This window comes from Ligilactobacillus apodemi DSM 16634 = JCM 16172 (genome assembly GCF_001434405.1).
GTDB lineage: Bacteria > Bacillota > Bacilli > Lactobacillales > Lactobacillaceae > Ligilactobacillus > Ligilactobacillus apodemi.
On record NZ_AZFT01000053.1, the window covers coordinates 953,452 to 974,588 of the forward strand.

A 21,137-nucleotide genomic window follows, 5' to 3' on the forward strand; every position below is an offset into this window, starting at 1 on the left:
TCCATAAAGTTTGATTATCAAAATAATAGCAGAAAAAAGACAAAATTACCATTAAATCTCCTTATCAGTTCGACCTACGATAAACATCAGTTCAGCCGTGCAAACCTTTTTACCATCAACTAAGGCCTTGGCTTTCACGACTCCCATATTTTCTTTTTGTTTTTCCATTGTGACCTCTAATTTTAAAACATCACCTGGTCGAACCACTTTACGAAAACGCGCATTGTGGATCGCCCCTAAGTAAGCTGTTTTTCCTAAAAAATTAGGATCTTTTAAAATCAAGATCGACGCAGCTTGCGCTAAAGTTTCAATAATCAAAACTCCCGGCATTACCGGATTGTTAGGGAAATGCCCCTTAAAAAAAGATTCATTGATCGTCACATTTTTTACAGCTGTGACTTTTTCTCCTAAAATGAGTTCTTCAACATAATCAATATAACAAATTGGATAGCGGTTAGGAATAAGCTCCATGATCTCTTGAGCATCCATGATCTTTGTCAAACACGCCACCTCTTTCAAAGTATTTCGAATACCAAAATATTCGATAGTCGAATAATATTATATTTATCGGTCAGTGTCAAACCGTATTTTTGACATTTTTATTGTCAAAAATATAAAATACTATACTTTATTTCTGCAGTTCAAAAAATAGTTAATAACTTCAAAATACCGCTTGATATCATTAGTCTAACGCCGTTAAAAAAGATTTATCTTTTTTGTTAAAAACCAAATTTATTTTATAATAAAATAAATTATAACGAATATAAAAAGTATTTTTTAAATTTCAAATTTATTTTGTTATTCAAACTTTTAAACTTTTTTAATACTTTAAATTCGCTCATTTCTAGTTTAAGCATGCAAATTGTACTAAAAAACAGGCCAAGCTTTTTTCACTTGACCTGTTTTTTTATTTTTTCCAAATAAAGTTGATGATTGCTTGTGCTACTTTAGCATTTTGGTGCAATTTGCTATGTTGGGCATTTTTACCAGTGATCTCTAAAGTTTGGTAACTCTTAGCTACATTGCGCAATAAATATTTTTCTGATAGCGATGAAGCATTGGAGACGCGCCCATCAGAATCGCTCCCATCCTTTAAATCACCATAGATATTTAACACGGAAACTTGATTTTGGGGATAGGTCTCATTTAGCTTCAGCAACTCTTGGTATGGTTTCGCCATTTGTTTGGGCTTACCTTCAGCATCTAACTTCATCTCATTAGCGGTATCATCTACACCTAAAATTCCATTGTAATGTCCCGCAATGTTAACTTGTTTTTGTAACTGGGGCAATTTTTTATTTTGTCCGTTATCTAACATATAATACGCTAGCGTCATATTGCCCATTGAATGAGCTACTACATTAAATTTAGTAAAACCATACGTTTTTTGGAGCTTAACGATCACATTTTTGAGCCATTTACCATTTTGACGATAATCTTTTTCGCGACTATTCTCAAAATTAACTTCGATCAATGGGTTGTAGGCATTTTGGGGTAAAGCACCACTTAAAGTAACCTTACCGTTAGCAGATACATTAGCTCGAATAACATTTTGAGTTACGCCAGCTTTCACGATCTTATTGACCAAATATTTTTCGGCGCGATAACTACTGCCGTAACCATGTAAAAACAAAGTAGGAACCTTAGTCTTTTCGTACTGCTGACTCGCATTTTCACGTAGACTTTGTGAAACGATCAACCCTCCTCCAAAAACTATTAAGATCACGATTGCCAGTGGCCACAAAATTTTTCTTCTCACCGTTGTTAGTCCCTTCTAGCGTTTATTTTTATTTCTAAGAACACGACCATATCATATCACAAGAATTCCGATAACTTAACAAAAAACTTTTTTCTACCTAAAAAACCTATGACATCGCACTTTTGAGCTCAAAAGTGCTGTCATAGGTTCTATGATGTTAGCTAGTTAATAGCTTTAAAATGGTACATATCTGCCGTAAAGTCATGCCGGTGAAGTGGATCATAGAAACCAAGGTTCATCAATTCACTCCCCGTAAAAATCTCTTTAGTCGTCTGTTCTTGGTAATGCTTGTTTGCTGTTAAACCTGCCAATTTAGTTAGTGTATGAGTTGGCTGCGCGCTAGCTAAACGATCAAAAACAAAGACAAGGGCTTCATTTTTATCTTTGGCCACAAACATCCAAGCACATTGATTTTGCTTAGCTGGGGCTTTTAGACGAATAAAATCGCCAAATTGAACAAGTGGGCGTAATTGCTTGTAAGTAGCAACTTGTTTCTTGACCGCTGCTTTTTCTTCAGCAGTCAACTTAGTCAGATCTAACTCATAACCAAAAACAGCACTCATCGCGACGGCACCACGTGTTGCCAGTGGCGTGATCCGCCCAGTTTGATGATTAGGCACAGCTGACACATGCGCAGTAAAGACCGACGGCGGATATACAAGTGACGTCCCATATTGGATCGTCTGTCGTGCGAGCGCATCAGTATTATCGCTTGTCCAAGACTGTGGCATATAATATGCAAAGCCTGTATCGAACCGACCGCCCCCACCAGAGCACCCTTCCCACAAAATATCAGGGTATTTAGTGGTCAGATGCTCTAATATTTCATATAGTCCTAAAATATAGCGATGATAAACTTCACCTTGCTGATTTGCTGGTAAAGCATGGGCATAAACATCTGAAATATTGCGGTTCATATCCCATTTAACATAGTCAATGAAGCCTTGATCAAGCAACTCACTTAATTGTTTAAGCACATTTTGCCGGACTTCTTTTTGGGTCAAATCTAAAATGTATTGATTACGCGATGGACTTGGTGTTCGCTTAGGAACTTGCATCAGATACTCTGGATGAGTCCGATAGAGATCTGAATCATAAGAGATCATTTCTGGCTCGAGCCAAATACCAAATTGTAAGCCTTGGGCGTGCACATAATCAGCAAAATTTTTCAACCCCTTAGGAAACTTACGCGCGTAAACTTGCCAGTCACCTAAAGACGTATTATCATCATCACGTTTTCCAAACCAGCCATCATCTAGGACAAACATTTCTATCCCTAAGGCTTTAGCTTCATCAACAATCGGTCTTAACTTAGCTTCATTAAAATCAAAGTAAGTAGCTTCCCAATTATTAACTAAGATCGGGCGTTCTTTAGCCTTAAACTTCCCACGTACAATATGCTTTCTGAGCAGTTCATGATAATTATGACTCATTTCATTTAAGCCTTTGTCAGAAAAAGCTAATAAGACTTCTGGGGTCTGGAAGGTAGCGCCGGGAGCTAATTGCCAAGAAAAATTATAATCATTTATGCCAACAACAACTCTAGTCTGTTCAAACTGATCTTTTTCAACTTCAAAACTGTGATTTCCGGAATACACTAAATTAAAGCCATAAACATTCCCCGCAAATTCCGTAGCATGTTGATCTAACAGCGCAATAAAGCTATTCATTTGATGACTAGAGCTCCCACGCCGACTTTCAAATACCTTACGCCCTTGCCCGACTGCTTCTCGTTGCATATGTCGCTCATTAGCATGGGCGCCGGGAAGTGAGATCACTTCTAGATCTTGTTGTAACAAATCTAACTGCATTGAAGCGACCTTTTTTAAGGTAAGCGGCTCTTGCCCACAATTTGTGACTTTGACCGAGCGCGCAATGATCGCTAGCTCTTTAAAAATCGTATAAAACAACGTAACTTCAACGTCACTAACTTCATCTTTTAAGCTGATCGCCAATGTTTGTGCTTCCGACTCAGTTGCATATGATGCCGGTAAACCAGCTAACTTAGGCTTGCCCGCTAGCAATTCATAACCTTGATAGGTCAGACGCGCAACAAAAGAACCATCTGCATTTTGCAAATCTAACGCTGGAGTGCGATAATCACCAGTTCCAGCGCCACTGTATTCTTGCAATAAAGAATCTAAGGAATATGTCCGTTCCAAACTTCCAGGTAAATTTCCGGAAAAACCACGATCGACGCGCGGATAATGCAACTGTCCATGATAATCGAAAACTCTTGTTCCAAAATACAAATGCCCTAAGTAACCACCCTGCTCGACCTCAAACAAATATGAAATCTTATCATTATGCAGATGAAACACCTTGTTTTTTTCATCAATTTCAATTAATTTTTCCATCTGATCACCCACTCGCTAATTCTTGCCTATAACTATGCTAAACCAACAAATTCTGCAAACTTATAAAAAGCGGCTTGACCAACATCATCTCGTTTAAATACCCCAGCATCTTCGAGCACACGCGCAAAAACTTTTCCAACTTCAGTTTGCACGATTTGCGCAACGTTTTGCTCGTTAATATCAGGATATTTTTCTTTAAGTTCGGCTGCCCATTTTTGATGATAAGCAGCCACTTGATTTGGTTGAGCTAAGAGATATTTTTCGACTTCTTTTAATTCATCCTTTAAACGTGGTGGTAAGATTGCTAAGCCCATAACCTCGATCAAGCCAATATTTTCTTTTTTGATGTGTTGCACATCTTGATGGGGATGAAAAATTCCATCAGGATATTGGGCTGAAGTTTGGTTATCACGTAAAACTAAGTCTAGTTCAAACATTTCCCCTTGTTTACGTGCGATCGGCGTGATCGTGTGATGTAACTCATCATTTGTTTTGGCGCGAACTGAGACGCTCTCATCGGAATAAACCCGCCACTTATCTAAGATCTTACCCGCTAACTTGACTACACGTTGACTGTCTTTAGCACGTAAGCGAATAACCGACATTGGCCACTTAACGATCCCAGCCGTCACGTCTTCAAAACCAGCAAAAGTAAGTTCTTTTTCAATTGGGGCTTTTTGCATTGCAAAGGCATGATTGCCTCCTTGGTAATGCTCATGAGTCAAAATCGAGCCACCAACGATCGGTAGATCTGCATTACTTCCAGCAAAATAACCTGGGAATTGAGCAACGATCGCGAGTAATTGCGCAAAAGTCTGTTCATTTATGACCATGGGCTCATGTTTTTCATCCAAGAAAATGCAGTGTTCATTGAAATAAGCATACGGTGAGTATTGAAAGCCCCATGTTTTTCCGGCAAGATCAAAGCGAATGATCCGGTGATTGGCACGTGCTGGATAATCGATTCGTCCTTGATAACCTTCATTTTCAATACATAATTGGCATTTAGGGTAGCCAGTTTGTTTCATTTTTTTAGCTGCCGCAATTGCTTTAGGGTCTTTTTCTGGCTTAGACAAATTGATCGTGATCTCGATCTCACCATATTCAGTGGGAACACTGTACGCCATATTTTTAGCGATCGCTTTAGTCTTGATATAATCATTTTTTTGACTTAATTGATAGAAATCTGCAATCGCCTTTTGCTTATCAGTTTGGTATGTTTGCCAAAATTTTTGGTTCAACACACTTGGGAGTGGCATAATAAAGTTCATTAATTCTGCGCCTAAATTATCTTGCTCATTTAGGGTCTCACCAACTTTACCATTTTTAAGTGCGATTTCGACTAACTTATCTTTTAACGTGATCAAGTCACTTTCTGCAACTTCTTGGACAAGATTTTCTTCGCCCACAAGTGCTAACACCCGGTTATATAAATATGGCTGATCCATTTGCGTATAGTCACCTTGCAAAATGACCTCAGCAACAAAACTTGAGACTACATCTTTTTGCATCTCATACCACCTCTAATTTTTACAATTTCTTTGTTCCGTCAGCAATTTCAGCAATGTAAAATGCTGGAGCATAACCAATTTTTTCTTCGTATACTTTGCCGACATTTTCTTTAAATGCTTCGACTTGGTCTTTGTTGACAAGTGCAATGCCACAGCCACCAAAGCCAGCCCCTGTCATCCGAGCCCCTAAGACACCTGGTTGTTCCCAAGCTGTATGAGCTAATGTATCTAATTCTTTACCAGTTACTTCATAATCATGCTCTAACGAAACGTGAGAAGCATTGACCAAGCGTCCAAATTTAGCTAAGCCTTCTGCTTGTAATGCAGCTTGTGCTTGTAAAGTCCGTTGATTTTCCCAAACAGCATGACGTGCACGTTTTAAGCGAGCTTCATCTTTAATAAGATAGCTATATTCATCAAAGGTTTGTTCATCCAAAGCGCCTAAACTTGAAGCAGCTACTTTAGTTTGTAATTCTGCTAATGCTGTTTCACATTCACTGCGGCGTTCATTGTACTTAGAATCGGCTAACTCACGACGTTTATTCGTATTCATGATCACGATCACATTGTCTTTAAGATCAAGCGGCACTAATTCGTATTCAAGTGTGTTTGTATCAAGCAAGATTGCCTTATTTTCATGACCCATACCCACGGCAAATTGATCCATGATCCCTGAGTTGACACCAATAAAATCATTTTCCGTTTGCATCCCGATTTTTACTAAATCTAAACGATCAAGTCGCAAATCATATAAGTTCTCGGCGATCACACCCATCAATAATTCAAGTGAAGCGGAAGATGACAAGCCCGAACCATTTGGAATATTACCATTAACGTAAACATCTAAACCTGTGTCGATCTTGTGACCAGCTTCTTTTAAGAAATGAAGCATTCCTTTAGGATAATTGGTCCACTTGTCAGCTTTATCAAAATGAAGATCATTCAATGAAACTTCTATAATGCCTTCATCAGCAAAGTTTTCCGAATAGAAACGTAATGTTTGGTCATCACGTTTAGCTGCTGCACCATATGTTCCTAAAGTAATTGCACATGGGAAAACATGGCCACCGTTATAGTCAGTGTGTTCACCGATCAAATTGATCCGTCCTGGCGAAAAGAATTCACCTTCAGATTTGCGACCAAAAATTTCTTCAAAGCGTTGTTGTAGTTCTTCTTTTTTCATGGTTTAGTTACCTCTCTTCTTTTTGCAAGCGTTTTATTACAAATTTTATTATAGTTGTTAACCAGTAATTTAGCAACTATTTTTACTTAATTTTTAGTAAATCATTTTTAGATAACTTCTAGTTGTCACAATGATAATTTTAGTAAATTATCCTCATGCGCCCTACTATTTTTTACCTAAATTATGCTATACTAAACTACATATACTTTTTCAATTTGAAATCAGATATTTTAGAAAGGACATGACTCATGGCTACGATCAAAGATATCGCAAATAAAGCCCAAGTTTCAGCTGCAACTGTTTCTCGTGTCTTAAATTACGATGAAACTATGTCTGTTAGCGCAGAAACTCGCAGCCGCATTTTTAAGATCGCGGAAGAATTAAATTACGTAAAACACACAAAAAATAAAAAACAAAATCCTACACAGCCCCTTGAAAAACGCCTTGCGATCATTCAATGGTACACCGAACAAGAAGAAGTCAATGACCTTTATTACTATGCCATTCGTTTAGGGATCGAAAAACAAGCCCATCAATTAGGTTACGAGATCACCCGGATCTTTCATAACGATTCTTTACAAAAGGCTAAACAAGCTGATGGTGTGATCGCAATCGGGAAATACAGCGCTAACGAGATCAAAAACATCGCTACATTAAACGCAAATCTAGTTTTTGTTGATGATAAAACACTAGAACAAGGCTATAACTGTGTTGTTTCTGACTTCGATGGAGCAGTCAAAACTGCGCTTGACCACTTTTTACAACATGAACAAACAAAAATCGGCTTGTTAGCGGGGGAAGAAAAAACTGCTGACCAATCAAATTCCTTGATCGATCCGCGTTTTAGCATTTTCAAAAAATACTTAAGCACACTTAAACTCTACAATTCGCGTTACGTGTATGTCGGCAAATTTTCACCTGAATCAGGCTATCAGATGATGAAACAAGCGCTCCAAGAATTAGGAGATGAGCTACCGCAAGCATTTTTCATCGCTAACGATGCGATCGCAGTGGGAGCTTTACGGGCGCTTCAAGAAAGTCAAATTGCGGTCCCAGAACGTGTCAGTTTGATCTCATTTAACGATACTTCTTTAGCCAAATATTCATTTCCAGCATTAAGCAGTATCAAAGTTTTTACTGAACAAATGGGGCGTTCAGCGGTGATGTTACTTGATAGTATTTCTAAATATGAAAAAGAAACACCTGAAATGATCACCCTAGGTACAAAACTCATTTTACGTGATAGCTGTCTTTAATAATTACAAACTAAAATAAACTGAGCTCGAGAGTGATTTTTCTCGAGCTCAGTTTATTTTTAGCGAATTATTTTACTTATTCATAGATGGGATGAGCAGCTGTCAATTCTTTTACCGCTTGGCGTGTTTGTTCCATTACAGCGTCATCACCTTTTGATTCTAATACAGCTAAGATCAATTCTGCGACCTTTCGACTATCAGCTTCATCAAAACCACGACTAGTGATCGCAGGTGTTCCTAAACGAATTCCACTTGTCTTAAATGGACTTAACGTTTCAAATGGAATTGAATTTTTATTAACAGTCAATGAAACACTATCTAGAAGCTTTTCTGCTTCTTTTCCGTTTAAGCCAAACCCTAACACATCGATCAATAAAAGATGGTTATCAGTTCCACCAGAGATCACCCGAGCATGTTCATTTTGCGCAAAAACCTCTGCCATTGCTTGGGCGTTTTTAATGACTTGTTCAGCGTAAGTTGTAAATTCAGGGCGTAAAGCTTCACCAAATGCAACCGCCTTAGCTGCGATCACATGCTCCAACGGACCACCTTGTAAACCTGGGAAGACAGCACTGTTGACCTTTTTAGCTAGCTCTTCATTATTAGTTAAGATCAACCCACCACGTGGCCCCCGTAAAGTTTTATGTGTCGTTGAAGTTACGATATCAGCATAAGGAACTGGATTTTGATGTTTTCCAGCGGCAACTAAGCCAGCGATATGCGCCATATCGACCATCAAATAAGCACCAACTTCTTTTGCGATCTGACTAAATTTTTCAAAATCGATCTCCCGTGGATAAGCACTTGCACCTGCCACGATTAATTTTGGTTTTACTTCTTTGGCTAAAGCTAAAATTGCGTCATAATCAAGTTGTTCACTGTCTTTATCAACACCATAACCAGTAAAATTATATGTTTGCCCACTAAAATTAACTGGCGAACCGTGAGTCAAATGACCACCACTAGCAAGATCCATCCCCAAGACAGTATCTCCGGGAGCGATCAAAGCACGATAGGCTGCCGCATTAGCTTGAGAGCCTGAGTGTGGTTGCACGTTAGCAAATTTTGCTCCAAACAAAGCTTTTGCTCGTTCGATTGCAAGATTTTCAACTACATCAACATATTCACAGCCACCATAGTATCGTTTTGCGGGATATCCTTCAGCATACTTATTAGTCAACACACTACCTTGTGCAGCTAACACACCCTCAGAGACGATATTTTCCGATGCGATCAATTCGATGTTGCCTTGTTGGCGTTTCTTTTCGGAGGCAATTGCCCCCCATAATTCAGGATCTTGTTCTTGGTAATTCATTTGAGCACCCTCTCTTTAGCTGATTTTCTGTAATTGTAACTGAAATTTTAACATCTTTCAACTATTGTCATTGCCCTTATACTAGTGCAACTAAAGAATCAGACTCAGCTAAAACATTTTTACTAAAATACTGCTCAGATAAAAAAGGCGCTCCTTTTAAAAGTAAGCACCTTTTATTTAACTAAATATTTTATTTTTTGATCTCAATTGCTAGATCTTGATGATCGACTTGAGTTCCCGGGGTAACTTCCACTTTAAATTTCTCAAATAGCTCTGAATTAATGAACGTCATCATCACCGTATCATCTAAACCAGCTTTTTTGATCGTTGGATCCCAGAATTCTAAGATCTGTTCACCTTGTTTTACCCGTTGACCTTCATTGACATAGGTCACAAAACCGGTTCCTTTCAATTCAACAGTTCCGATCCCTACGTGAATCAAAACAGGAATTCCATTATCTGAGATCATCCCGATTGCATGACGTGTTGCAAAGACAGTCTTTATCTTACCGTCAAATGGTGCATAAACTTTGCCATCACTTGGTTTGATTGCAATTCCGGCACCCATCTTACCTGAAGCAAAGGCTGGATCAGAAACATCTTTTAAAGCAACAACTTTACCAGCAACTGGGACATAAGCAGCTAGATCTTCTGATTTGATCAAAGAACCACTTTCCATTGCTTGTTCATCAAATTGTTCGCCCCAAGTTTGTTCGAGTTCTGCCACGATTTGAGCATGTTTTTCTTCGGTAAGTGTGATCTTTTTAGCAAAGATAAACATTCCGATCAACATCATAACTGCTGGAATAGCAAACATCATGATCTTAAAGTTAAACTGGTCACTAGCGGTGATCGATGAAGCTGTTGCCCCAGTTGTCATCCCCGCTAAAACGGCGATTTGACCAACAACACCGTTAGAAATAGCGCCACCAAATTTATCAACTAAAGGACGAACTGATAAAGCTAATGATTCATCACGGTGACCTAATTTCCATTGACCATATTCAACCGAGTCGGTAATGATCATCAAGACGATCAAGAATACAACTGGTTGTGGAATAAAGAAGAGTTCAGCTGCAAATAAAACTAAAGCTAAATTACTTCCGGCAACTGAAAAGATCCCTAACCCGATCAACATCATGATCAAACAGCCGATAAATAATGGCTTACGACTAAATTTCTTCGCTAATTTAGGGAAAAGTGAAACCGAAGCCAACCCTACGACCATGTTGATCCCTGAAAGGATCGTAAAGCCCTTCGAGAATCCCATGATATAGGTGAAGTAATACAATTCAAGCGCATTTACTAAATTAATGCCAATTCCATAGAAAAGATATGCGATCGCTACCCAAAGCAACTGATCGTTTTGCACGAGCATTTTAAAGACTGCTCCGATCCCTGCAGTATCTTCTTCATTTTTACGTAAATCGCTTTCAACTTCACGCGTTCCAAAGCCAACCGCTAAAGCACTCAAGAAGGCAACCGCACAGACGATAAACGCAAACCAGAACCAACCACGATCGTCCCCAGTCCCGCCATTACTTTGAAGCGAGAAGAATAAAACAAGTGGCATCACAACGACCCCAACTAAGGAAGCTCCGACGGTAGAACCTACCCGAGCAAGGGTAGCAATTTTTTCACGTTCTCGCGAATCAAACGACAAGGCTGGTAACATTGACCAAAATCCGATATCTTTAAAAGAATAAAAAATATCCATCGTAATATATAAAATTGCAAAAATCAAAAGATATAACCATGGATTAGTCTTGTTTAACCCACCCATATTGGTGAATAAAACTAACAAGGCGATGGAACTGATCGTCCCCCCAAGCACGATCCAAGGACGAAAATGCCCCCAACGTGTCTTAGTTCGATCGATCGCGTTTCCGATAAACGGGTCGATCAATAATTCAATGATCCGCAACACCATGATGATCAAAGTCACATAACTGATCAACCGGTTATTAGTTGCTTTGTCACCTGTATTAAACAAGTGCGAAGTAATAAACATAATTAAATAACTGGATAATGCCGCATAAAAAACATCATTACCAAACGCCCCGAAAGTGTAAGCTAGGCGCGAGGTCGTTTTTCCTACCGGCCGCTCTTTTGTTGCCATAATGGATAACTCCTCTATCTGTAAAGTATTTGCTTTCGCACTAATAATATTAAACGCTTTCACAAATTATTTCAAGAACTTTTTACTAAAAATTAAGTAATATTTTTAGAGAGATAAGTAAATAAAAATACTCTAAACTATCTTAATCTCCCTAGATAAATCCCTATTTAAAAACGATTTTAAAGTTATTGTTTTTAGCTAAAGAAGTAATATTTTTAGTAAATTAAACTTGAATTTTAAAATGTAATCGTTTACGATAAGAGTGTGTTATTACTAAAAAACAACCTAATTTTAAGGAGGTATCTCAATGGAACGTTTAACTACACCAGATCTTAATTGGTTGGCTGACCCAGAAATCTTTGAAGTCAACCGCATCAAGGCACATTCTGATCATGATTTTTTCTCAAGTAAAACAGGTAAAAATTCACTAAAACAAAACTTAAATGGCACTTGGCGCATCCATACAGAACCAAGTCTAGCTACAGCTAATTTCGATTTTTCCGATCCAAACTTTAATTATCAAGAATTTGACTATATTCAAGTTCCTAGTCATTTACAAACGACTGGTTTTGATGAACATCAATATGTAAATACCCAATATCCTTGGGATGGACATGAAGATTTACGTCCACCCAAGGTTCCCCAAAATAATAAAGTTGCTTCATATATCAAAACTTTTGAACTAGCAGAAAATTTACATGATAAACCAGTCTACATTTCTTTCCAAGGGGTAGCAACTGCCTTTTTTGTATGGCTAAACGGACATTTTGTCGGTTATAGTGAAGATTCATTTACACCAAATGATTTTGAATTGACCGACTATTTAGTTTCAGGAACCAATTATTTAGCGGTACAAGTCTTTAAATATAGCAGCTCCAGTTGGATCGAAGACCAAGACTTTTGGCGGCTAAACGGGATTTTCCGCGATGTTTATCTCTACGCAACGCCGAAAGCTCATCTCTTTGACTTAAACGTCACAGCCAGTCTTGATGACACTTATCAAAATGGGATCTTAGAATTAAATGCAACCATCCATGGTGACTTAAGTGATAAGAAACTCCATGTGGCTTTATTAGATCAAAAGCAAGAGATCGCTTATGAAACAAATCAGCCACTTTTAGAGCATACTAAAGTAACCCATAAACTCGACCAAGTTCATCCTTGGAGCGCCGAAAATCCATCCCTTTATACCTTGGAACTTTCGCTTTTGGACAAAGATGGTAAAGTTCTTGAATACATTCCCCAAAAAATCGGTTTTAGACGCTTCGAGTTAAGAAACAACATTATGTATCTCAATGATCAACGAATCGTTTTCAAGGGTGTTAACCGTCATGAATTCGATCCGATCCACGGACGGGCGATCACTAAAGCGGATATGCTATGGGATATCAAATTCATGAAGCGTCACAACATCAACGCCGTGCGCACCTCTCATTACCCTAACCAAACATATTGGTACAAATTATGTGATGAATACGGGATCTATTTGATCGATGAAGCCAACTTAGAATCACATGGTTCCTGGCAAAAGCTCGGTGAATGCGAACCTTCTTGGAATGTACCGGGGAATCTACCAGAATGGCAAGCAACTTGCTTAGATCGCGCTAACAGTATGTATGAACGTGATAAAAATCATCCTAGTGTTTTGATCTGGTCTCTTGGGAATGAATCTTATGCTGGCACCGATATTTTAGCAATGAGAGAATTATTGCGCCACAAAGATCCGACCCGCTTAGTTCACTACGAAGGGGTCACCTGGAATCGAGAATTTGACGAGATCACCGACATTGAAAGTCGGATGTACGCCAAACCACATGAAATCGAAGAATATTTGACTAATGACCCGCAAAAGCCTTATATTTCCTGTGAATATATGCACGCCATGGGAAATTCTGTTGGGGGCTTAAAGCTTTATACTGATTTAGAAAAATATGCTCACTATCAAGGTGGATTTATCTGGGATTACATCGATCAGGCTCTTTATCAAGATGTTGATGGTAAAAAGCGTCTTGCCTATGGGGGCGACTTTAACGACCGTCCAAGCGATTATGAATTTTGTGGTAATGGTCTTGTGTTTGCCGATCGGACTATCTCACCTAAGGCCCAAGAAGTTAAACATCTGTATGCCGATGTTAAGCTTAAACCTGATAAGACCGGGGTAACTTTGACTAATGATCGGCTGTTTGCAGATACTTCTGATAGCTTCTTTGTTGCTAAGGTTTTACAAGATGGCAAAGTAGTTTGGCAAAAAGAATTAAACTTAGTCGTCAAAGCCCAAACAAGTAAACACTTTGAAATTGATTTTCCATTACCAACTGAAGGCGAAATCGTTTATGAAGTTGAACAACGCTTAAAACATGATACTCTTTGGGCTAAAACTGGCTTTGAAATAAACTTTGGTCAAGCTTTGATCAAAAAAGACATCCCTACTTTTGAAGCAACTAATACGCCTAAAGTGGTTATCGGGGATGTAAATGTTGGTGTCTCAGGCGAAAATTTCGAAGTTTTACTTTCTAAAGATAAAGGTGGCATTGTTTCGCTCAAATATAGTGGCAAAGAATACGTCACCCGCACACCACAACTTGTCTTTTGGCGTCCAATGACCGATAATGATCGGGGCTGTGGCCATGGCTTTGACCGTGCTATGTGGCTTAGTGCTGGTAAATTTGCGCGCGTTACAGATTTAAAAGTTACTAACCAAAAACATGCGGTAAATGTTACCTACACTTATGAATTACCACTACCTAAAAAAGTTTTGGTAACTGTTAGTTACACGGTTGATGGCACCGGAAAAGTCAACGTTACAGCTAACTATCCGGGACAAGCCGATCTTCCATCCTTACCAACATTTGGGCTAGAATTCAAACTACCAAAACAACTAACTCAGCTCAAATATTATGGTCGTGGTCCAGCAGAAAATTATCTCGACCGTAATGTCGGTGCCCGTTTGGGGATATTTGAAACAACCGCTAAGGACAATTTAACACCTTACCTAGTTCCCCAAGAAACTGGGCTCCATTGCGATGTTAGAAGATTAGCGTTAAGCGATGAAACAGCACAAGGAATAAAGATCAGTGCTAATGGTCAGCCATTTAGCGCAAGTCTTTTACCTTATAGCACGATGATGCTTGAAGAAGCACTACATCAAGATGAGCTTCCTCCAGTACGTTTCACTTGGTTACGCTTATTAGCTTCTCAAATGGGCGTTGGTGGTGATGATTCTTGGGGCGCACCTGTTCATGAACAGTATTGGTTATCCGCTAATAAGCCACTTGAATTAAGCTTTACGATCGAACCATTCGCATAATCATTACAAATAAAAAGTTCCCCTAGTTGGTGGCGTAAAACTACCAATCTAGAGGAACTTTTTTAATTTATTTATTTTTCTAATTGTGCGACATGATCTTTGATGTAGTTAGCAGACTCATTTAACTTCGTAAGTTCTTCAGGCGACAATTGCAATTCAACAACATCTTCGACCCCGTTAGCACCAATGATCGCAGGATAACCGATATAGGTTCCCACCGAATCAACATAAACAGATGCTGGTGCAAATAATTTAGCATTCGACATAACTGCTTGGGCTAACCGAACACCACAAGTTGCGATCGCATAAGAAGTATACCCCTTACCACTAGCAACCGTCCAAGCACCTTCTGAAGGCTTAGAATCTAGCTCAGCAATTTCTGCTGCCGTTAAGATCTCTGTGATTGGTTTGTTGTTAGCACGCACCGTTGACCAAGCGTTAAATTGAGAATTACCATGTTCACCTAAAACATAGCCATCAATGTTACGACTATCTTGTTTCAAGTAGTCACCTACAACATGTTGCATCCGTGCTGTATCAAGGAACGTTCCTGTCCCAAATACTCGATTTTTTGGTAACCCAGTTGCTTTTTGAAGCATTGTAGTAATCGCATCACAGGGGTTAGAAATATTGATCAAAACACCTTTAAAGCCGGCTTCTTTTAATTTTTGCCCTACTTCTGCAGCATTTTTACTGTTGATCTCAAGTTCTGCAAAGCGATTACCCGTCCGTACACTGGCAGTAATGTCACCAAATGCAGTTATCACTACATCAGCATCTTTTAAGGCAGCATAGTCTTGGATCTTGATCTCGGTGTGATATGGCATCCGTGGCATTGCATCTTCAAAATCAAGCTTTTCTGCTAAAACTTTCTTTTCATTCGTATCGATCATCACTAATTCATCTGCGATCCCTTGCGATACGACCGTATATGCAACCGTCACACCAACATTACCGATTCCAATGACACCTAATTTTCTCATACTAATTCCTCCCCACTGGTGCTTACAAGCATCAACATAATTTGTTTTATAATACTCTGTTTTAACTAAAACCGCAAGTAAATTTGACTAAAAAAAATTCCCAAGGCAAATCCTTGGGAATAAAAACTATTTATCTTCTTTACCACTATCGTCAGTTGTAGTTGTTTCTTCTTCTACAACAGTTGTTGTTTCCTTAGTAGTAACTGTTTCTTTAGTTTCAGTTGTCTTTTCGCTAGCTTTCTTTAACACACGAGCTACAGCTGAACGAGTAAAGTCTAAATAAACACCATCACAATCAATAGTTACGATATTTTTAGTTGTATCTACTTCGCTGACTGTACCATGTAAACCACCGATCGTTACGATTTCATCGCCTGGTTTTAAGGCATTCATCATTTCTTGATGTTGTTGTTGTTGTTTCTTTTGTGGTCTGATCATCATGAAATACATCAAAGCGATCAAGGCAACAAACATTACAATTGTTGAAATTGAAGAATTCAAAATAATTTCCTCCTTAAGTATCTGTTACTTATAACTGTATCAAAAAAAGCTATTAAAAACTAGCATAAGCCGCTATTTATTAAAAGTTTTTCGGATTCTTTACATTTAGCCCATATTCGTCAAAGAAATGTTCTTTAAACTCAAGTAAGTTATCGTCCATGATCGCTTGACGAACTTGTTTCATCAAGTTGATCAAGAAGTAAAGATTATGATAACTTGTCAAACGTAACCCAAAAGTTTCGTCGGCCTTAAAGAGATGACGGACATAAGCACGAGTAAAGTTTCTACATGTATAGCAATCACAGTTGTCATCGATTGGTGAAAAGTCGCGTGCATATTTTGCATTTTTCACCACTAAACGACCATGCGATGTCATACATGTCCCATTGCGGGCAATTCGAGTCGGTAAGACACAATCAAACATATCAACCCCACGTAAAACACCATCGATCAAAGCATCCGGCGACCCTACGCCCATTAAGTAACGTGGTTTATTTTCTGGTAACAATGGTGTCGTGAAATCTAATACGCGATTCATTTCTTCTTTAGATTCACCCACAGAAAGACCACCGATCGAATAACCTGGGAAATCTAATGAAACTAGATCACGGGCACTTAATTTACGTAAATCTTCATGCCCACCGCCTTGGACGATTCCAAAAAGTGCTTGAGTTTCTGGATTTTGATGCGCCTTTAAGCCTCGTTCAGCCCAGCGACTAGTACGTTCGACCGATTTTTTGATGTAGTCATAGCTTTCAAAAAATGGCGGACATTCATCAAAACTCATCATGATGTCTGAACCTAGAGCATTTTCGATTTGAATCGCTTTTTCAGGTGACAAGAAAAGTGGCGCTCCATTTAAATGACTCTTAAAATGAACGCCTTCTTCGGTGATATTACGCATATCAGCCAACGAAAAGACTTGGAAACCACCTGAGTCAGTCAAGATCCCTTGATCCCAATTCATAAATTTGTGTAAGCCACCTGCTTCTTTGACCAAATCTTCGCCGGGACGTAACCAAAGGTGATACGTATTAGATAAAATGATCCCTGCGCCCATCGCCTTTAATTCTTCAGGCGAAATAGACTTGACCGTGGCTTGCGTTCCAACAGGCATAAACATTGGAGTTGGGAAAGTACCGTGTGGCGTGATGATCTCACCCAAACGTGCACCAGTATGTTTTTCTTTTTTGATCAATCGATACTTGATCGCTGGTTCTACCATGTTTTCCTCCTTAATAAATAAACATCGCATCGCCAAAACTAAAGAAGCGATACTTTTCAGCTACAGCATGCTTATAAGCATTTAAAATATTTTCACGTCCGGTAAAGGCTGAAACGAGCATTACTAACGTTGATTTTGGTAAGTGGAAGTTAGTGATAAACGCATCAACAACTTTCCATTGATAACCTGGCTTAATGAAAATATCGGTCCAACCACTATCAGCTTTGATCTCACCGTCAAACTTGCTTCCGATCGTTTCTAAAGTCCGAATCGAAGTTGTACCGGTAGCAACGATGCGCCCACCATTTTGTTTAACTTCATTTAAAGTAGCAGCAGCTTCTGGTGAAAGGCGGTAAAATTCACTGTGCATCTTGTGATCTTCGATGTTATCAACACTAACTGGTCTAAAGGTCCCTAAACCAACATGAAGTGTTAGATAAACTAGTTTTACCCCTTTTTCTTCAATTTTTTGTAATAATTCTTCGGTAAAGTGTAGGCCTGCTGTTGGTGCAGCCGCTGAACCAACTTCTTTAGAATAAACAGTTTGATACATTTCTGGATCATCTAGTTTTTCTTTGATATATGGTGGCAAAGGCATTTCACCTAAGCTTTCCAACACCTCTAAAAAAATGCCATCATAAGCAAATTCGATGATACGTCCACCGTGTTCTAGTTCTTCTTTGACAACCGCCGTCAATTCGCCATTCCCAAAAGTTATTTTAGTACCAACTTTAGCACGTTTAGCAGGTTTTACTAAAGTTTCCCAGCGATCACCTTCGATATTATTTAATAATAACACCTCAAGATGACCACCAGTATCTGGTTTGACCCCGTAGATCCGTGCAGGCATGACCCGAGAATCATTCATAACTAAAGCATCACCAGGATTTAAACGATCAATCACATTATAAAAATAATCATCTTCGTATTCACCTGTTTTAGCGTTTAAAGCCAACATTCTAGATTGATCACGTTCTTCTAATGGTGTTTGCGCGATCAATTCTTCTGGTAGGTCATAATCAAAATCTTCGGTAGTTAAATGTTCTTCTGTCAAAAAAATCACCCTTCTCAGTTTTTTTCATAAGATATGTGTAAATGCTCATAGGCAGACAATGTCACCATTCGCCCTCTTGCGGTACGCTTGATAAACCCGATCTGCAATAAATAAGGTTCGATCATATCAGCGATTGTTTCAGTTTCTTCGCCAATATTAGCAGCTAAGGTATTTAATCCCACTGGACCACCGTTGTAAAGCTCGATCATCGTCAGTAAAACTTTCCGATCAGTTTCATCTAAACCTTGATCATCAACATGGAGCATTTCTAAAGCATATTTAACGATTTCTAGATCGATCTCTGGTTTATTTGCAACTTGGGCAAAATCGCGTACTCGCTTCAATAACCGGTTAGCAACACGGGGAGTCCCACGCGAACGTCGTGCAATTTCAAGGGCACCTTGTTCATTGATCGAAGTTGAAAAGACTTCAGCCGAGCGAGTGATGATCTGAGCTAGTTCTTTTGTCGTGTAATAATTCATATGCTCTACGATCCCAAAACGAGCTCGTAATGGAGCTGAAAGCATCCCTGCTTTAGTCGTAGCGCCGATCAAAGTAAATGGTGGTAACGGGAAACGCACAGGATGTGCCGTGGCATCTTGTCCTACGATGATATCAATATAAAAATCTTCCATCGCCGAATAAAGCATCTCTTCAATGCTCTTTGGCATCCGGTGAATTTCATCGATAAATAAAACATCTCCCGGCTGTAGCTCATTTAATAATGCCACTAGATCACCAGGACGTTCGATGGCTGGTCCAGTCGTAGTTTTGATCCCGACCTCTAACTCATTAGCAATGATCGTTGCAAGCGTCGTCTTTCCCAAACCAGGAGGACCATACAATAAGACATGATCGAGTGATTCTAGACGATTTTTAGCAGCTTCGATATAAATCGCAACTTTTTGTTTGATTTTTTCTTGTCCAATATATTGATTCAACCGTTTAGGACGTAGACTAAGTTCAGCTTCATCATTTTCATCGAAAGCCTCATTAGACACCAAACGTTTATCTTCCATTGTAAAATCACCCTCTCATTAATTATTTTTTCATGATCAACCTTAAACCTTGACGTAAATAGTCATCTGTAGAATTACCATCGTATTTTTCAAGCTTTTTGGAAACACGCTTGATCTCGGTCTTAGTATACCCTAAAGCAGTCAATGCTTCGATTGCTTCTAGTAAGTATGGCGAAGTTTTCTGAGTCAGATCCATTCCTTGTTGGCCGAGCATTTCAACTTTAGTTAAATCACTCAATTTACCCTTAAGATCTAAAATGATCTGCTTAGCGGTCTTTTTTCCGATACCGGGAAAATTAGTCAAATAGCCGTCATCTTCTTGTTCGATTGCATTAATAAATCCTTGATGATCTTCACTAGCTAAGACAGCTAAGGCACTTTTGGGTCCAATGCCAGAAACACTTAACATCTTTAAGAAAAGTTGCTTTTCAGCTTCATCATAAAAGCCATATAACATGATCTCGGTTTCACGCACGGCTTGGTAAACATAAATTTTTTGCTGTTTAAGCGTGTCGACCGTATATTTAAACGGGTTAGCCACATAGATCAAATAGCCGATCCCACCACTTTCAACTACAATGTAACGCGGTGTGACCGTCACAACATTGCCAATTATATATTCATACATATTGATTCACCTATTCTCTTATAGCACGCCATTTAATGTTACCATAAAACTCATGCTTACAACTGTTATTTTTTACATTTCATGTGAATTTCCTTGATGCGGATCTTGGATACGTTTAAACATATGTTCTAAGTCAGAATTGCTAAAATGTACTAACGTTGGCCTTCCGTGTGGGCAATTAAACGGATTTTCACATTTAGCTAACTGTTCCAAGAGACTCTTAGCTTGAAATTCATCCAAATGATGATTGGCTTTGATCGAGCGTTTACAACTCATCATGATCGCTGTTTTTTCACGAAATTGTGCGATCGTTAGTTTATGATCAACTAAGAACCACTCCACCATTTCTTTGATCGTATCTTCTTCTTGCCCTTTTTTGAACCAGATCGGATGGCGCCTAACAATAAAGGTGTTTTGCCCGAAATCTTCTAGTTCTACTCCTAATTGTGCTAATTTATCAATATTTTCCGTAATTTTCAGACTCTCAGCGGTCGGATAAGACAAAATGATCGGCACTAACAGCTCTTGTTTAGCCGGGGAAACTTTCCCAATCTCTGTCCGATAATACTCATATTTACATCTTTCTTGTGCAGCATGTTGATCGATCAAATACAAACCATCTGCTGCTTGTGCCAATAGATATGTGCCATGCATTTGCGCTAAATAGGACAAAGTAGGAAATTTGTCCTCAGGAGTCTCTTTTATTTCAACTGGTTCTGTTACAGGCGCTTCAACTTCTTTTGTTTTAGTTGGCTGGTATTTTTGATCCCACTCTTTTATTTCCGCTGACGCTAATTGCGAACTGTCATTGATAATGATCGGGGTATAATTGACCGGTTCGTGTTTAACAACTGGAGCTGGCTTTTTAGGCGCCATCTCCGTTTTTTTAGGTGCTATTGGCTCGCCCATTAAAACCCGGG

The 21,137-nt window shown here is 38.9% G+C and carries 15 protein-coding genes and 1 pseudogene; 2 read left to right on the plus strand and 14 right to left on the minus strand.

Annotated elements, in window-relative coordinates:
• Positions 1 to 51 precede the first annotated feature (51 nt).
• From fabZ to FC32_RS10045, 5 genes are all read right to left on the minus strand, one after another.
• Positions 52 to 489, minus strand: coding sequence for a 3-hydroxyacyl-ACP dehydratase FabZ (fabZ, locus tag FC32_RS10025; RefSeq protein ID WP_035459647.1), 438 nt, complete (start codon positions 487 to 489; stop codon positions 52 to 54).
• A 418-nt stretch (positions 490 to 907) separates the two neighbouring features.
• Positions 908 to 1,759, minus strand: coding sequence for an alpha/beta hydrolase (locus tag FC32_RS10030; protein ID WP_025087840.1), 852 nt, complete (start codon positions 1,757 to 1,759; stop codon positions 908 to 910).
• Between the two features lie 161 nt (positions 1,760 to 1,920).
• A complete protein-coding gene (locus tag FC32_RS10035) occupies positions 1,921 to 4,116 on the minus strand; it encodes an alpha-galactosidase (RefSeq protein WP_056957427.1) in 2,196 nt (731 codons plus the stop codon).
• Positions 4,117 to 4,148: 32 nt separating this feature from the next.
• Positions 4,149 to 5,627, minus strand: a complete 1,479-nt coding sequence (galT, locus tag FC32_RS10040; protein ID WP_025087841.1) for a UDP-glucose--hexose-1-phosphate uridylyltransferase — start codon at positions 5,625 to 5,627, stop codon at positions 4,149 to 4,151.
• A gap of 19 nt (positions 5,628 to 5,646) precedes the next feature.
• Positions 5,647 to 6,810 carry a galactokinase gene (locus tag FC32_RS10045; RefSeq protein ID WP_025087842.1) on the minus strand — a complete coding sequence of 388 codons (1,164 nt, stop codon included), beginning with the start codon at positions 6,808 to 6,810 and terminating at the stop codon, positions 5,647 to 5,649.
• Between the two features lie 248 nt (positions 6,811 to 7,058).
• Between FC32_RS10045 and FC32_RS10050 the strand changes: the two genes are divergently transcribed.
• Entirely contained in the window at positions 7,059 to 8,066 is a 1,008-nt protein-coding gene (locus tag FC32_RS10050; protein ID WP_025087843.1) for a LacI family DNA-binding transcriptional regulator, read from the plus strand.
• A 76-nt stretch (positions 8,067 to 8,142) separates the two neighbouring features.
• Here the strand turns inward: FC32_RS10050 and glyA are convergent, their stop codons facing one another.
• Both glyA and FC32_RS10060 read right to left on the minus strand, forming a co-directional pair.
• Positions 8,143 to 9,381 (minus strand): serine hydroxymethyltransferase, encoded by a 1,239-nt coding sequence (glyA, locus tag FC32_RS10055; RefSeq protein ID WP_025087844.1) that lies wholly within the window; start codon positions 9,379 to 9,381, stop codon positions 8,143 to 8,145.
• A 190-nt stretch (positions 9,382 to 9,571) separates the two neighbouring features.
• The gene (locus FC32_RS10060; protein ID WP_025087845.1) at positions 9,572 to 11,500 is read right to left on the minus strand and encodes a sugar MFS transporter; all 1,929 of its coding nucleotides are present in this window, start codon (positions 11,498 to 11,500) and stop codon (positions 9,572 to 9,574) included.
• 307 nt (positions 11,501 to 11,807) lie between these two features.
• Here FC32_RS10060 and lacZ point away from each other — a divergent pair, with 307 nt between their 5' ends.
• Positions 11,808 to 14,807, plus strand: a complete 3,000-nt coding sequence (lacZ, locus tag FC32_RS10065; protein WP_025087846.1) for a beta-galactosidase, LacZ type — start codon at positions 11,808 to 11,810, stop codon at positions 14,805 to 14,807.
• Between the two features lie 71 nt (positions 14,808 to 14,878).
• On the opposite strand, the gene FC32_RS10070 is transcribed toward lacZ, so the two are convergent.
• The 7 genes and pseudogenes from FC32_RS10070 to FC32_RS11035 form a co-directional block, all read right to left on the minus strand.
• Entirely contained in the window at positions 14,879 to 15,790 is a 912-nt protein-coding gene (locus FC32_RS10070) for an L-lactate dehydrogenase (protein WP_025087847.1), read from the minus strand.
• A 126-nt stretch (positions 15,791 to 15,916) separates the two neighbouring features.
• Positions 15,917 to 16,291 carry a preprotein translocase subunit YajC gene (yajC, locus tag FC32_RS10075; RefSeq protein WP_025087848.1) on the minus strand — a complete coding sequence of 125 codons (375 nt, stop codon included), beginning with the start codon at positions 16,289 to 16,291 and terminating at the stop codon, positions 15,917 to 15,919.
• A gap of 79 nt (positions 16,292 to 16,370) precedes the next feature.
• Positions 16,371 to 17,516, minus strand: a complete 1,146-nt coding sequence (gene tgt, locus FC32_RS10080) for a tRNA guanosine(34) transglycosylase Tgt (RefSeq protein ID WP_056957428.1) — start codon at positions 17,514 to 17,516, stop codon at positions 16,371 to 16,373.
• Positions 17,517 to 17,526: 10 nt separating this feature from the next.
• A complete protein-coding gene (gene queA, locus FC32_RS10085) occupies positions 17,527 to 18,570 on the minus strand; it encodes a tRNA preQ1(34) S-adenosylmethionine ribosyltransferase-isomerase QueA (RefSeq protein ID WP_025087849.1) in 1,044 nt (347 codons plus the stop codon).
• Positions 18,571 to 18,584: 14 nt separating this feature from the next.
• Complete coding sequence (ruvB, locus tag FC32_RS10090) at positions 18,585 to 19,589, minus strand: Holliday junction branch migration DNA helicase RuvB (protein ID WP_025087850.1); 1,005 nt, start codon at positions 19,587 to 19,589, stop codon at positions 18,585 to 18,587.
• A gap of 22 nt (positions 19,590 to 19,611) precedes the next feature.
• Positions 19,612 to 20,217 (minus strand): Holliday junction branch migration protein RuvA, encoded by a 606-nt coding sequence (ruvA, locus tag FC32_RS10095; RefSeq protein WP_025087851.1) that lies wholly within the window; start codon positions 20,215 to 20,217, stop codon positions 19,612 to 19,614.
• A 72-nt stretch (positions 20,218 to 20,289) separates the two neighbouring features.
• A pseudogene (locus FC32_RS11035) lies at positions 20,290 to 21,137 on the minus strand (DNA mismatch repair MutL family protein); the annotation flags it as partial.

Excerpts from the sequence above, each read along its gene's own strand:
- fabZ (WP_035459647.1), bottom strand. The coding sequence starts at position 489 with ATGGATGCTCAAGAGATCATGGAGCTTATTCCTAACCGCTATCCAATT.
- FC32_RS10035 (WP_056957427.1), bottom strand. The coding sequence starts at position 4,116 with ATGGAAAAATTAATTGAAATTGATGAAAAAAACAAGGTGTTTCATCTG.
- galT (WP_025087841.1), bottom strand. The coding sequence starts at position 5,627 with ATGCAAAAAGATGTAGTCTCAAGTTTTGTTGCTGAGGTCATTTTGCAA.
- FC32_RS10045 (WP_025087842.1), bottom strand. The coding sequence starts at position 6,810 with ATGAAAAAAGAAGAACTACAACAACGCTTTGAAGAAATTTTTGGTCGC.
- FC32_RS10050 (WP_025087843.1), top strand. The coding sequence starts at position 7,059 with ATGGCTACGATCAAAGATATCGCAAATAAAGCCCAAGTTTCAGCTGCA.
- glyA (WP_025087844.1), bottom strand. The coding sequence starts at position 9,381 with ATGAATTACCAAGAACAAGATCCTGAATTATGGGGGGCAATTGCCTCC.
- FC32_RS10060 (WP_025087845.1), bottom strand. The coding sequence starts at position 11,500 with ATGGCAACAAAAGAGCGGCCGGTAGGAAAAACGACCTCGCGCCTAGCT.
- lacZ (WP_025087846.1), top strand. The coding sequence starts at position 11,808 with ATGGAACGTTTAACTACACCAGATCTTAATTGGTTGGCTGACCCAGAA.
- FC32_RS10070 (WP_025087847.1), bottom strand. The coding sequence starts at position 15,790 with ATGAGAAAATTAGGTGTCATTGGAATCGGTAATGTTGGTGTGACGGTT.
- tgt (WP_056957428.1), bottom strand. The coding sequence starts at position 17,516 with ATGGTAGAACCAGCGATCAAGTATCGATTGATCAAAAAAGAAAAACAT.
- ruvB (WP_025087850.1), bottom strand. The coding sequence starts at position 19,589 with ATGGAAGATAAACGTTTGGTGTCTAATGAGGCTTTCGATGAAAATGAT.
- ruvA (WP_025087851.1), bottom strand. The coding sequence starts at position 20,217 with ATGTATGAATATATAATTGGCAATGTTGTGACGGTCACACCGCGTTAC.